14 protein-coding genes are annotated in these 13588 nt (G+C 56.5%); 7 read left to right on the top strand and 7 right to left on the bottom strand.

Features of this window, described 5'->3' with window-relative positions:
• Positions 1–234 precede the first annotated feature (234 nt).
• On the bottom strand, positions 235–1293 hold the full coding sequence (hisC, locus tag LMS44_RS18560) for a histidinol-phosphate transaminase (RefSeq protein ID WP_414123632.1): 1059 nt from the start codon (positions 1291–1293) through the stop codon (positions 235–237).
• Between the two features lie 166 nt (positions 1294–1459).
• Between hisC and LMS44_RS18555 the strand changes: the two genes are divergently transcribed.
• The 4 genes from LMS44_RS18555 to mnmH all read left to right on the top strand — a co-directional run bounded on the left by LMS44_RS18555 (position 1460) and on the right by mnmH (position 5622).
• Positions 1460–1906, top strand: coding sequence for a copper resistance protein NlpE N-terminal domain-containing protein (locus tag LMS44_RS18555; RefSeq protein WP_022522027.1), 447 nt, complete (start codon positions 1460–1462; stop codon positions 1904–1906).
• Positions 1907–2060: 154 nt separating this feature from the next.
• Complete coding sequence (radA, locus tag LMS44_RS18550; protein ID WP_053857190.1) at positions 2061–3431, top strand: DNA repair protein RadA; 1371 nt, start codon at positions 2061–2063, stop codon at positions 3429–3431.
• A 56-nt stretch (positions 3432–3487) separates the two neighbouring features.
• Entirely contained in the window at positions 3488–4525 is a 1038-nt protein-coding gene (gene selD / locus LMS44_RS18545; RefSeq protein ID WP_039860823.1) for a selenide, water dikinase SelD, read from the top strand.
• A complete protein-coding gene (gene mnmH, locus LMS44_RS18540; protein ID WP_414123634.1) occupies positions 4522–5622 on the top strand; it encodes a tRNA 2-selenouridine(34) synthase MnmH in 1101 nt (366 codons plus the stop codon). The genes selD and mnmH overlap by 4 nt, the downstream gene beginning before the upstream one ends.
• Positions 5623–5642: 20 nt before the next feature.
• Here mnmH and LMS44_RS18535 read toward each other — a convergent pair whose 3' ends face one another.
• A complete protein-coding gene (locus LMS44_RS18535) occupies positions 5643–6332 on the bottom strand; it encodes a type 1 glutamine amidotransferase (RefSeq protein ID WP_009288593.1) in 690 nt (229 codons plus the stop codon).
• A 122-nt stretch (positions 6333–6454) separates the two neighbouring features.
• Between LMS44_RS18535 and LMS44_RS18530 the strand changes: the two genes are divergently transcribed.
• A complete protein-coding gene (locus tag LMS44_RS18530) occupies positions 6455–7057 on the top strand; it encodes a YjaG family protein (protein ID WP_022522032.1) in 603 nt (200 codons plus the stop codon).
• 3 nt (positions 7058–7060) lie between these two features.
• Here LMS44_RS18530 and LMS44_RS18525 read toward each other — a convergent pair whose 3' ends face one another.
• From LMS44_RS18525 to hisB, 5 genes are all read right to left on the bottom strand, one after another.
• On the bottom strand, positions 7061–7567 hold the full coding sequence (locus tag LMS44_RS18525) for a hypothetical protein (RefSeq protein ID WP_414123635.1): 507 nt from the start codon (positions 7565–7567) through the stop codon (positions 7061–7063).
• 28 nt (positions 7568–7595) lie between these two features.
• Positions 7596–8369, bottom strand: coding sequence for an imidazole glycerol phosphate synthase subunit HisF (gene hisF / locus LMS44_RS18520; protein WP_022522034.1), 774 nt, complete (start codon positions 8367–8369; stop codon positions 7596–7598).
• Positions 8366–9112, bottom strand: a complete 747-nt coding sequence (gene hisA, locus LMS44_RS18515) for a 1-(5-phosphoribosyl)-5-[(5-phosphoribosylamino)methylideneamino]imidazole-4-carboxamide isomerase (protein ID WP_022522035.1) — start codon at positions 9110–9112, stop codon at positions 8366–8368. Before hisA ends, hisF begins: the two co-directional genes overlap by 4 nt.
• 11 nt (positions 9113–9123) lie before the next feature.
• The gene (hisH, locus tag LMS44_RS18510) at positions 9124–9765 is read right to left on the bottom strand and encodes an imidazole glycerol phosphate synthase subunit HisH (RefSeq protein WP_414123636.1); all 642 of its coding nucleotides are present in this window, start codon (positions 9763–9765) and stop codon (positions 9124–9126) included.
• A gap of 76 nt (positions 9766–9841) precedes the next feature.
• On the bottom strand, positions 9842–10435 hold the full coding sequence (gene hisB, locus LMS44_RS18505) for an imidazoleglycerol-phosphate dehydratase HisB (RefSeq protein WP_027958866.1): 594 nt from the start codon (positions 10433–10435) through the stop codon (positions 9842–9844).
• Between the two features lie 197 nt (positions 10436–10632).
• Between hisB and LMS44_RS18500 the strand changes: the two genes are divergently transcribed.
• Both LMS44_RS18500 and LMS44_RS18495 read left to right on the top strand, forming a co-directional pair.
• A complete protein-coding gene (locus LMS44_RS18500; protein ID WP_009288590.1) occupies positions 10633–11115 on the top strand; it encodes a GNAT family N-acetyltransferase in 483 nt (160 codons plus the stop codon).
• Positions 11115–13454, top strand: a complete 2340-nt coding sequence (locus tag LMS44_RS18495; RefSeq protein ID WP_414123637.1) for an AsmA family protein — start codon at positions 11115–11117, stop codon at positions 13452–13454. Before LMS44_RS18500 ends, LMS44_RS18495 begins: the two co-directional genes overlap by 1 nt.
• Positions 13455–13588 lie beyond the last annotated feature (134 nt).

Genomic DNA, 13588 nt, shown 5'->3' with positions numbered 1-13588 from the left:
TTTGTTTGCGCGAAAGAAAAAAACGAGGGGTCTCCCCATGGAGAGTCCCGGAGCGCTGGCCGCCGGATGGCCGGCCCGATCATCGTCAGGCACTTATACGAAAAAATCCCCCAGGGCTGATGCCTTGGGGGATGTTTTTGCGTGAGGGGGAGGTTGTGAGGGGTAAATAGTAAGGAGTAAAGGGTGTGAGCTGCCAGCAAGGCTCTCCTCACTCCTTACACCCCTCACCCTTTACTAGAGAAGCATCTCTAACGCTTCAATCAGGCTATCCATCTCATCATCGGTGCCGATGGTGATACGGAGGAAGTTGTTAAGGTCTGAGGTATTAAAATGGCGCACCAGAATGCCCCGCTCGCGTAGGCCAGCAAATAGCTGCGCGCCTTCGTGGTTAGGGTGCTGGGCGAGCACAAAGTTAGCCTTAGAGGGCAACACTTCAAAGCCCAACGCTTCAAGGCGCCGGCGAGTGCGTTCACGGGTGGTAATAACACGCTCGCGGCAGGCTTCAAAATGCTCGACATCTTTGAGTGCGGCGATGCCTACTAAGCTTGCCAAACTATCCACTGGAAAAGAGTTAAAGGAGTCTTTTACCCGCAACAGGCCATCGATCAACTCCTCTGAGCCCACCGCATAGCCTAGCCGCAAGCCTGCCAAACTGCGTGATTTAGAAAACGTACCGGTGACGAGAAGGTTAGGGTAGCGATCAATCAGCGCAACAGCACTCTCTGCGCCGAAATCGACATACGCCTCGTCCACAAGCACTACTCGATCAGTGACGCGCTTTAACAGCGCCTCGATAGTCGCAAGCGAATGCGCGTGGCCAGTAGGGGCGTTGGGGTTAGCGAAAATAACGCCGCTGCGGCTAGTATCCGCTCCAAGCGCATCAATATCGACTTCCCACTGCTTATTGAGCGGATGCTTTCGCAGCTCAACGCCATAAAGGTTGGCGTAAACGGGGTAGAAACTATAGGTGATCGTGGGTACGTCTAGTGGTGCGCCATGGCGGAAAAATGCCTGAAAGGCAAACGCCAGCACCTCATCGGAACCATTACCGACAAACACTTGGCCACTCGCTACCTGAAACGTCTCCGCTAACGCTTCACGCAGCGCTGCAGAGGTTGGGTCAGGGTAGAGGCGTAGATGATCGGTCGCGTAGTCACGCAGTGCCTCACCGACACCTGGCGCAGGTGGGTAAGGGTTTTCATTGGTATTGAGCTTTACAAGCTGCTCGCGTGGCTGCTCGCCGGGCACGTAAGGCGTAAGTTCGCGAACGGCCGGACTCCAGTATTGGCTCATGTGGGTAACCTGATTATCCTAGCAAGGTACACCATGGTCGCTTGAAGGCTAACTAAGCGCAAGCATTCGCATCACTAGGGGTGTGCGTCGCACCTTGTAGCGGTTATGCTGTCATAAGTGCGCGTAAATAAATGTGATGTCCAACACGAGATTAAGGAGACACTCTATGCAACTTAAGAGTTTGCTGGCCGGTTCGGCCATGTTGGCACTGCTGGCTGGCTGTGCAAGCAGCCCCATGGAGCAGCAGCAAGAAGAGGCAGCTGCCGCACAGCAAAATTACCAAGGTTCATTACCTTGCCGCAATTGCGATGGTATCGATCTGGATGTCACGATGGTGGGTGAAGAGATGAGCGCGGCTGAAGAGCGTACCTTCACACTGAACGCTTCTTACCGTAACCACCCTCAAACACCGCCGGATGAAAACTACGCGGGTAACTGGGAAGTGCTAACCGGTACGCCTTCCGATCCGGACGCCACTGTTTACGAACTGACGCCAGATGGCGATGGTCAAATCTACTACTTCATGCGTATTGATGAGAGCACGTTGGAGTTGATTGACCCAGAGCGTCGCCGCTTTGAAAATGGTGAAATGCTGCAGCTAAAGCGTCAATAAGACGTTAGCCAGTAGTACAAAAGGCGGCCACTGGCCGCCTTTTGTGTTTGCTGGCACTCATGAATATAAAGTACGCGACAGTAAGTGATGAATACTAGCGGCAGCCAAGCGTAAGTTGCCACTTAGTGACAGCAACAGTAGGAGTGTAATGGCAGTGGCCAAAGCCAAAAGCGCCTTTGTGTGTACCGAGTGCGGCGCCGAATACCGTAAGTGGCAGGGGCAATGTAGCAGTTGCCAAGAGTGGAACACGCTTAGTGAAGTGCACTTGGCGAGCGCTCGCCCTGGCGGCGGCGCAGCCCCCGGTCGATCTGGTTACGCGGGTGATCTGTCACGCGAAGTGATCGACCTGGGCAATGTGGATCTTAGCGAAGTACCCCGCATGAGCTCCACTTTCGCAGAGTTTGATCGCGTGCTGGGCGGTGGGCTTGTGCCCGGCTCGGCGGTGCTTTTGGGTGGCAATCCTGGCGCGGGTAAATCGACCCTGCTATTGCAAACGGCCTGCAAGTTGGCCCAGCAGCGGCGTATCCTCTATGTAACCGGTGAGGAGTCGCTCTCCCAGGTAGCGATGCGTGCGCACCGCCTACAGTTGCCTACCAATGGCTTGAAAATGTTGGCCGAGACCAGCGTGGAAACCATCTTGGCGGTGTCTGAGCGGGAGAAGCCAGAGATTCTGGTGATTGACTCCATCCAAACCATGCATCTGGAAGATATCAGTTCTGCACCCGGTGGCGTTGCCCAGGTGCGCGAGTCAGCCGCGGCGCTAACGCGCTTCGCCAAAAAGACTAATACGGTTTTGCTACTGGTAGGCCACGTCACTAAGGACGGTTCGCTGGCGGGCCCTAAAGTGCTTGAGCATATGATTGATGCCTCGCTGCTATTAGAGGGGGGCGCCGACTCACGCTTTCGTACCCTGCGAGGGCAGAAAAACCGCTTTGGCGCCGTCAACGAGCTAGGTGTTTTCGCCATGCTTGAACAGGGCCTTAAAGAAGTTAAAAACCCCAGCGCAATCTTTCTTTCTCGCCAGGAGGAGCAGGCGCCAGGTAGTTTAGTCATGGTGGTCTGGGAAGGCACACGGCCGATTCTGGTGGAGGTACAGGCGCTGGTGGATGAGTCCGCGCTGGGTAACCCTCGCCGTGTCGCCGTCGGCGTTGATCAAAACCGCCTGGCTATGCTGCTGGCAGTACTTAATCGCCACGGTGGATTGTTTACCGGTGACCAGGATGTGTTCTTGAATGTCGTCGGCGGTGTCAAAGTGCTCGAAACCAGCGCCGACTTGGCGGTGTTGCTAGCCGTGGTTTCTAGCCTGCAAAATCGCGCGCTACCCAAAGAGCTAGTGGTGTTTGGTGAGGTTGGGCTATCGGGCGAGATACGCCCGGTGCCCAGTGGTCAAGAACGCATTGCCGAAGCGGCCAAGCACGGTTTTCTCCGCGCCATTGTACCGCGCGCTAACGCACCCAAGCAGGCGCCTAAGGGTATGGAAGTGATCGCTGTTGATAAACTCAGCGATGCGCTGGACGCCCTGTAGCCTGGACGATACTGGGTTAAACTGATGATATTCCCCAAGTGCCAAGGAGAGACACGATGAGTTCGATTCGCTTGACCCAATATAGCCACGGCGCGGGCTGTGGCTGCAAAATCGCCCCAGACGTGCTGGATGGCATTCTTGCCAAGGCGGGGCCAGCGGCGGGCCATAAGCGGCTTATCGTCGGCAATCAGGGACGCGAAGATGCGGCTGTCTACGATCTGGGCGATGGGCGGGGCATGATTGCCACCACGGACTTCTTTATGCCCATTGTCGATGATCCCTTCGATTTTGGCCGTATCGCGGCGACCAATGCCATCAGCGATGTTTACGCCATGGGCGGCACGCCGGTGATGGCATTGGGTATTCTTGGTTGGCCGCTGGATAAGCTAAGCGCTGAAGTGGCTGGTGACGTAATGGCCGGCGCCCAGGCGGTATGTCGCGAATTAGGCGTTGCCCTGGCGGGCGGTCACTCCATTGATGCGCCCGAGCCGATTTTCGGACTCGCGGTAAACGGCTTAGTCGACCTGGATAAGCTCAAGCTAAACAGCACCGCCAAGCCGGGTGATCTACTGTTTTTAACCAAGCCGTTAGGCGTGGGCATGCTAACCACAGCAGAGAAACGTGGCTTGCTGGAAATGGGCCACCATGGTCTTGCCCGTGAAACGATGCTCAAGCCCAATAGTATTGGTGTGAAGCTTGCCAATGTAAAAGGGGTGAATGCCATGACTGATGTCACCGGTTTTGGATTGGCGGGCCACCTTGCTGAAATGTGCCAGGCCAGTAACGTCATGGCCCAGATTGATTTCCGTAAGTTGCCTCGTCTGGCCGAGGCAGAGTCCTACCGCCGCCAAGGCGCTGTGCCCGGTGGTACGCTGCGCAATCGTGATGCGCTGGGGGAAAGCCTGCCGGCCATGGATGAAGCCCACTGGCAGTGGTTGTGTGACCCCCAGACTTCCGGCGGCCTGCTGCTCAGCGTTGACCCCGCCTGGGAGGATGACGTTGAGCGTATTGGTCGCGAATTCGGCCTGTCGTTACAGTCATTCGGCGTCATGAAGGCGCGCCAGGGTAAAGTCTCCATCGAGGTGGTCGGGTGACACTGGCCACAACTCCAGCCACCACACCGGCGGTATTGGGTTTAATTAGAGAAGAGCGACCGCTAATAGATGTGCGCGCCCCGGTGGAGTTTGCCCAGGGCGCGCTGCCCGGTGCCGTCAATCTGCCCTTAATGGTCGATGACGAGCGTCATCAGGTGGGCATCGCTTATAAGAAGCATGGTCAAGCCGCGGCGATTGAGCTAGGTGAGCGTTTAGTCAGCGGCGAGGTCAAGCAGGCTCGGGTCGCAGCGTGGCAGAAGTACTTAGCCGAATACCCAGATGCATTGATTTACTGCTTTCGCGGTGGACTGCGCTCGCAAATTGCTCAGCAGTGGCTGGAAGAGGCCGGTATCTCCAGGCCACGGCTGGAGGGTGGCTGGAAGGCTATGCGCCAAGCGCTCTGTGAGCGCATTGATACGGCCGCGCTTCAGCCAATGCTGGTTGTTGCCGGGCTCACCGGGTGTGCAAAAACAGCGCTGATTAATCAGCTCGATAATGGCGTCGACCTGGAAGCTTATGCGCACCACAAAGGTTCTGCTTTTGGACGCAGACCTGAAGAGCCTGCTACTCAAATCAACTTTGAGCATGCGCTGGCCAAGCGGCTAATCGGGCTGATGGAAGGGCTGGTCATCGAAGATGAGTCCCGTCAGATTGGCAGCGCCAATATTCCCTTGAACTTCTGGCGGGCGCAGCAGCAAGCGCCGCGGGTGCGTATCGAAATGCCGCTGGATTGGCGCCTTGTTCAGATTCAGCAGGACTATATTATTGACCTGGAGCAGGCCTATGCCGCTCGTCATGGGGCCTACCAGGGCTGGCAATTAATGCAGGCGCAGTTAAGTAATTCCCTTATCCGACTAGGAAAACGCTTGGGTAACGCGCGCCTTCAGCGCTTACAGCGGCTGCAGGCGCTGGCATTCAAAGAGCATGCCCAGGGCAACCCCCAAGCCCATGAAGCCTGGCTTGCGCCGCTGCTCACCGAGTACTACGACCCGCTCTACCGCTACCATTTAGAGAAGCAGCGCGACGCTGCGCCGCCAGAGATTCATGTGGGCGATTGGGATAGCTGCCTAGAGGCCGCCAGGCAGTGGAACCGCTGACGGCCTTATAGCTTGTACTGTTACGCTGCTTTAAGCCACTGGGTCATCAGTCGGTCGAGCTGTGGCGCGAGGTGAATAAAGCGGTTGGGGTCTTCTAATATTTGGGCCGCATCCTGAACATAGCGGGTAGTGGAAGGTGATGCTCCAGGCCACTCGGCTGTGCCCAGTAGCTGTTTCACGCTAGCCGCAGTGGCTTCCAGGTGGCACAGCAGGCCGATGACACGACCTCTGTCCCATGCAAACCCTTGCAGCGGTGCAGCTTCGCTACCGCCTAGGGGCAGCGCATCGTCGGGTAAACTGAAGACATAGCGATGCCACATAAAAGCGCTGAATGTTTCGGGTAAATCCAGCAAGCTTTCCGGCGCTAGGGTGACTGTATGCCAGCCTGTTTCAGTATAGGTACCAGGCGCTACCACCGAGCCCAGTGCCTGGGCTATCCAGTGGGCGCCTACGCCAATACCCAACAGCGGTTTTTGGCCATCCAAATAGCGGTTGATGAGCTTATCTTCGGCTTTAAACCACGCCGGAGGATGGCTGAGTAGCTCTTCTGGGCCATCAAGTATAATCAGTGCATCAGACTCGTTTGGGCGGGGCGTTAGCTCGCCTGCGTAGAGATGAAAAACGGTGTAACTATGGCCCATACTGGTTAGCCAATCGGTTAAACGGGCGGGGCCATGGTCAGGGCCGTGCTGTAGCAGATGAATATGCATGGTAATCTCCTCGCCGGCCGTACAATCATCAAAGCGCTGGGGATCGCCCCAAGCGTAGAGAGACGATAACGTACCCGCTAACTTTCACCAATATCCCACGTCAAGCGATCCAGGAAATCAGTATGGTGTCGAAACCCCAGGGCTTTTACCAACGGTTACAAGAACTCCCACTACCTGCCCAGCAAGCCTTCATGGCGGCGTTGTGTGAGCGTTTGCTGCCTAACTATATGCTTTATCAGCAAACCACCGGCCAGGGTGATAGCCATACGCTAGGCACCGTGCTGAGTTTGGTCTGGGAGCGGCTTAATGTGCCCAATGCCAGTATCGACTTTGCCCGCCAAGCGGAAAAGCTAGCCGAGTGTGAGCCGCCCGAAGAGGATGACAGCTTTGGTGCCCGGCGCGCCCTGGATGCAGTAGTGTCGGTCTCAGCGCTGCTGGACACCCTGCAAGGCGACTCCCCAGAGGCCGTGCTGGATGTTAGCCGCACATCCCGAGCGGGCGTACGCGCTTTTATAGAGCTTACTGAAGGCGAGGTTGACGCGCAGAAGCTAGCGCTGATTATTCGCGACCATCCGTTGATGGACGACGAAAACGATTTTCAGGATGCCGTATTGGAAGCCGTCAGCGAACCGCTGGATAAGGCGTCGCTGAAAGAGGTGCGTGAATTAGGTCGCAATGGTGGCATCAGCAATCTGGGTTTATCGCTAGACGACGTTGAGGAGTAGCGACTAAAAGCGCACCCCTGCGGTTATCATCATGCCTGCGGTGCCGAAAATGATCAGGTCTGATTCAAACCGGCCCCATTGCACACCGATACTGGGGAGTGCGGCCGGGGCGATTTCCAAGTGATTGAGCGGAATTTTGTCGCGATACTCGCCTTTATAGCCGCGCAGGAGTCCGCCAGTGAGTTTGGCGCGCACGTTTATCCCCTGATCGGTTTGCCAAAGAGGGAACTCCCGCCCCGCATAGAAGTACCAACAGGGCTGATCGAAGGAGTTTTTGAACCAAGCCCCGCCCGCTAACCAGTGATTCGGATTATGCAGTTCAATGCTAACCAGGTCTTGTTGGTTAGTGTGTTCCGGGTCGGGGCTGAAGTGGCGGGTATAAAGGCTGGTTTGCACCAGGGTGTGATCCCACTCCAACGACGGTGGCCAATCAGGTAGCGAGAATGCGGTAGCAGGCATACTAAACAGCAAGCCTGCTAGCCATCCCATCCATGGATGTGAGCGAAACATTCGAAGCTCCTGGTTGATAGAGGGCATTTTAAAGCCGCATTTCGATACCGCGTTCGGCCATATAGCGCTTAGCTTCAGGGATGGTGTATTCGCCAAAATGGAAAATACTGGCGGCCAGCACTGCATCGGCACCACCTTTGAGTACGCCATCCACCAGGTGATCCAGGTTGCCCACACCGCCTGAGGCTATCACCGGAACGCTCACCGCTTCGGAAATCGCGTGGGTCACGCCCAGGTCAAAGCCAATCTTGGTGCCGTCGCGATCCATGCTGGTGAGCAGTAGTTCGCCCGCCCCGAACTCAACCATCTTCTTCGCCCATTCAACGGCGTCAAGGCCTGTTGGGCGGCGGCCGCCGTGAGTGAAAATCTCCCAGCGGGGCGTTTCACCCTCTTCAGAGACCCGCTTGGCGTCAATGGCCACCACAATGCACTGGCTACCAAAACGCTCGGCGGCTTCGCGCACAAACTCAGGGTTGTTGACCGCCGCGGTGTTGATCGAGACTTTGTCTGCCCCGGCGTTCAGCATAGTGCGAATGTCGTCACAGCTGCGAATGCCGCCGCCGACGGTTAGCGGAATAAACACTTCGCCAGCAATGCGTTCAACCATCTCCACCGTCGTGTCGCGGTCTTCGTGGCTAGCGGTAATGTCGAGAAAGGTGATTTCATCGGCGCCCTGCTGGTTATAGCGCTGGGCAATCTCCACCGGATCACCGGCATCGCGAATACCGACAAAATTAACGCCTTTGACCACGCGCCCGGCGTCTACGTCCAGGCAGGGGATAATGCGTTTGGTAAGGCTCATGAACTGCCTCCCGTCAGTTGGTCGCTCAGCCGCTGAGCTTCGGCAACATCCAGGCTGCCTTCGTAAATTGCCCGACCGGTAATAGCGCCCAGGATACCGCTATCAGCAACCTCGCAGAGTGCTTTGATATCGTCCAGGTTGGTCACTCCACCGGAGGCAATCACCGGCAAACCGCCTTCGCGAGCAAGCGCCGCGGTGGCTTCCACATTGACGCCTTGCATCATGCCGTCGCGGGCAATGTCGGTGTAGACAATGCTGGAGACGCCGTCGTTGGCGAAACGCTTGGCAAGCTCAGTGGCTTTTACCGTGGAGACCTCTGCCCAGCCGTCGGTGGCGACATAGCCATCTTTGGCATCAAGTCCAACGATCACATGGCCGGGAAAAGCGCGGCACATCTCGCCCACAAAAGCGGGTTCTTTAACTGCCTTGGTGCCGATAATCACATAAGAGACACCGGCGCTTAAGTAGTGCTCGATGGTTTCCGCACTGCGAATACCGCCACCAATTTGAATCGGCAGATCCGGGTAAGCGCGGGCGATAGCCGTCACGGCGTCACCGTTCACCGGTTTGCCTTCAAAGGCGCCGTTCAAATCTACTAGGTGCAGGCGACGGGCGCCTGCTTCTACCCAGCGCGCCGCCATGGCCACCGGGTCATCGCCGTAAGACGTCGCGTCTTCCATGCGGCCCTGCTTCAATCGGACACACTGGCCGTCTTTGAGATCAATAGCGGGAATTACCAACATACAAAATCCTCTCAGGGCGTCCAGGTGACAAAGTTTTCAAGCAGGCGAAGGCCCGCGCGGGAGCTTTTTTCGGGGTGAAACTGCACCGCGAAGGTCGCGTCACGGCCAATGGCTACGTGGGCGGTTACCTTGCCGTATTGGGTCGTACCAAATACTTGTGCATCGTCATCGGCATTAACGTAGTAGCTATGCACGAAGTAGAAGTGTTCGCGATTATCAATACCTGCCCAGAGTGGGTGTTCATGGTGCTGCTCTACCACGTTCCAGCCCATGTGCGGTACTTTCAAACGCTGCTCGTGGGCGTCGCGCATATCGCCAGGAAAACGATCTACACTGCCTTTAAAGAAACCCAGGCACTCTACGCCGCCATTCTCTTCGCTGCGCTCCAGTAGCATCTGCTGGCCCACGCAGATACCCAGCAGCGGTTTGGCCTGGCGGGTTAAGATATCCTCCACCAGCCCGCGTAATTCGGTGCGCTCAAGTTCGCCAACGCAGTCACGAATGGCCCCTTGGCCCGGTAGCACTAAACGTGTTGCGCCGAGGATACGGCGCGGGTCGCGGGTAATGACGACATTCTCATGGGTCACATGCTCCAGCGCTTTGGCTACAGAATGAAGATTGCCCATTCCATAGTCGATCACAGCAATGGTCATGAAGCGCTCCTTGGAGAAGTGGACAAAATAGGGCTAACGGCACAGCCCGTGGCATCGCGCAGGCTACAGCGCAGCATCATAAGCTCCCTTTGGTGGAGGGCATTTGGCCTGCCATGCGCGGGTCTTCCATCACGGCCATGCGGAGTGCTCTACCAAAGGCCTTGAAGATCGTTTCTGCCTGATGGTGAGCATTAAAGCCTTTGATGTTGTCGATATGCAGCGTCACGCGGGCGTGATTGACAAAGCCCTGGAAAAACTCCCAGAACAACTGAGTGTCCAGGCTACCGATAGTGTCGCGGGTGAATTCAACATCCATAAACAGACCTGGCCGACCGGAAAAGTCGATCACTACCCGGGAGAGTGCTTCATCAAGAGGAACATAGGCGTGACCATAACGGTAAATGCCGCGTTTATCGCCAATTGCTTCAAAAAAAGCTTGGCCTAGCGTAATACCCAGGTCTTCTACGGTATGGTGGTCGTCAATATGCAGGTCGCCAGTGGCATTGATGTCGAGATCGATCATCCCGTGGCGAGCAACTTGATCAAGCATATGATCCAGGAACGGAACGCCGGTTTGGCAGCTAAGATGGCCTTCGCCGTCGAGATTGACGCTGACCTTGATCTGCGTTTCGTTGGTGTCACGGCTAACCGTGGCAATACGCGCTGACATGTTGCATCTCCTGCGCTGAAGCGCACTCTGAGGGATGGCTGGTGGCGATCATCAACTTACCACTGATTTGATCGGCCTGTGGCGAAGCGACCATTATAGTGAATCGGCGCCCTCATCCGCTACAATGCGCGAAATGTAGCCGCAATCAATTGCGGCAGAAATAGCAGCCAGGCTGCTTTGGCGAAGAGGATTTCACCATGCCGGTGACACTGCACCATGTCGACCAGGCCCGTTGGGAAGCCGATGAGCAGGTGCGCCTTGATCTTATGCGCATCTATCAGGATGCGCCCCAAGAGCGTATGCCCACCCCAACGGTTGAGCCATTTATTGAGCAACATTTTGCAGGCCAGCACTTTTTTGCCTGCGCACTCTTCAACGATCGGCTGCTGGGGGCCGTCGCCGTTCAGGAGGGCGCAGACCGGGCGTGGTGGCTATCTGAGCTCTGCGTGCGCAAAACCACCCGTCGCCGTGGTGTCGGTTCGCGCTTGATGGCGCTGCTTGGCGAGCAAGCCAAGCAGGAAGGCCGTGTCCTGCGCATCGAAACGTCCACTTTACCACTGGCCGACCGCGTGCTGCTCTCCAAGCTAGGTTACCGGCCAATGGCCAATCCAGAAACGCCGGCAGCGGGTATGCCCGCTACCAGCGATTTTGTTGAGTTAGACCCACAAGGGAAAGGGTAATGAAACAGCTATTACGTATCTTGCTGGCAGCGGTCGGCATTCTCGCCATCGTTGCGGTCGCCGCCGTGGTCTATGTGACCACCTTTCTGGATCCAGAAGACTTCAAGCCCCGTTTAACTGCTGTCGTGGAAGAGCAAACGGGACTCAACTTGGCGTTGGAAGGCCCAATTACCTGGTCATTCTACCCGCGTATCGGTGTCAGTGTAGAGAAAGCCCGCGCCTGGTTGCCCGAGCAGACTGAAGAGAGTGCCGCCTTTGCCGCTATTGACCGCGCCGAGGTGAGCGTGGCATTCGGCCCGCTACTGCGCGGGGAAATTGCCGTTGACGGCCTAACTCTGGACGGTATGCGCCTTAACTTAGAGCGCGATGAACAGGGTGAGGGTAACTGGGAGCCCTTGTTAGAGCGCCTCTCTGAGCATAATGAAAGCGCGGCTGAAACGGTGCTGGCGCCCGCCAGTGCTGGCCCCAATGCGGACGCCGGTAGCTTAGCCGTGGTGTTGAGTATTGCCAGCGTTGAAGTGAAAAACGCCGACATTCGCTTCCGCGATGCGCAAACCCAAGCACTGTGGCGTATGCAGCAACTGAATATCTCGGGTAGCAACGTTAACCCGCTGCGTGCCTTTCCGCTGAAGGCTATGTTCACACTGACCAAGCATAATCGGCTCGATGCCGAGGTATTGGAGCGTGCCCCTGATCTGACCAGCGATATCAATCTTGAAACACGCGTGCGGCTTGGGTTGGCAGATAAGCTTTTCGCCCTGGAAAATATGGCACTGACCACTCGAACCACCAAGGGGGCAGAGAGCGAGCCACAGCAGCTAAGCTTGAAGGCCGCCGAACTGGTTGCCCGTATGGGCGAGCAGCAGCTCACCATTAAAGAGGGGCTGCTCGAAACGGGCCTGCGTAATGCGGATAACTGGCAGGGCAGCTTGGCGTTGGCGCTCGCCTTTGGCCTGGAGGGCGACTGGCAGGCACAAACGGCGCAGTTGAAAGACTTGCAGCTTACCGGGCCGGATGGCTTAAGGGTGAGCGGCCACCTTAATATTGAGCAGTTGCGCGATGCTCCCCGTTATCGTGGTCAGCTAACCGCTGCCCCCTTTACGCTACGCCCCTGGCTTGCCCGTGCTGGCGTTACCCTAACCACCGCGGGCGAGGCTGCGCTCAGCGATGTAGCCATGACCAGTCCTATCGAAGGTGATGCCGAGCAATTCTCTTTGCCTAGCCTCTCGTTGGTCGTCGACGACAGCACCTTTACCGGCGAGCTGACGGCGGCGCTGAATGGCTCACGCCTGGCGTTTGATTTAGCCGGTGACCAACTAGACCTTGATCGCTATCTACCCGGTGAGGCCACCGCCAAACAGGCGAGTCGCGGTTTACTGCGTAAAGCTTTTGCTCAGGAAAACAACACACTAGTGCCGCAATCATTACTCAGCGGGTTGGCGCTAGAGGGCGACCTGAGTGTCGATACGCTTATTTTTGCGGGCCTGACCTTCAACAATCCACGCTTGCAACTGCGTGGCGACGACGGCGTTCATCGGCTAACGGCGTTTGAGTCAGGCTTCTACGAGGGTGAACTCCGCGCGACCGGCCAGGTTGATGCTACGGATTCCATCCTTGAGTGGGCGCTATCGCCGACTATTAACAACGTTCAGGTGGCGCCGTTGATTGAAGCGATCAGTGAAAAAGAGGAAGCATCACCACTGCGCGGTCGCTTTAATTTAACCGGGGATGTCACCAGTCAGGGCAATACCCGTGAAGCGCTTATCGGCAACCTCAATGGCGCGCTTAATGCTCGTCTAAACGAAGGCGCCATTTTAAATACCAACATTTCCAAGCAGATGTGTGAACTGGTTGCCCAGTTAGAGGGGCAGGGCACTTTGCGGGATTGGCACACCGATACGCGCTTTGAGCGTTTTGATGCTACCTTCCAAATCAGTAACGGCTTAGTGGAGAGTGACGACCTGCTGATTACCCTGCCCGGCATCGATGTGCGTGGAGAAGGTGAACTGGATCTCGCCAGCTTGAACTTTGATACCCGTGCTAATGCTCGTTTGGTCGACACCGCTGACGCGGCCTGTGAAGTTAACCCGCGCCTGGAACAACTGCCGCTGCCCGTACGCTGTGAAGGTAATCTTGGCGATGAACGCACCGAGTGGTGCCGGTTCGACCGTGAGATGTTCCAGACCGCCGTGGTTGACCTGCTGCGTAACGAGGCGGGTGATCGTGTTAATGAAGAGCTGGAGGAGCGTCTAGGCGACTCTTTAGATGAGCTAGATGAACGCCTTGGCGAAGGCGCTGCTCAAGAGCTTCGCGATGGCCTACGCAGTCTGTTTAACTGAGCATCGACGCAGGATGTAAAGTGACGCATTTATCGAAACAGTAAGTGCTGCGCCGGCCTAAACGCCGGCGCTTTTTTATATTGGCACTGGTGTATGCCCATTGCTGTTTCATATACCCATTTCTGTTTAAGGAG

The sequence above is a fragment of the Halomonas profundus genome, from assembly GCF_020865425.1.
GTDB classification, from domain to species: domain Bacteria; phylum Pseudomonadota; class Gammaproteobacteria; order Pseudomonadales; family Halomonadaceae; genus Vreelandella; species Vreelandella titanicae.
This window is presented reverse-complemented; position numbering and strand designations above follow the sequence as displayed.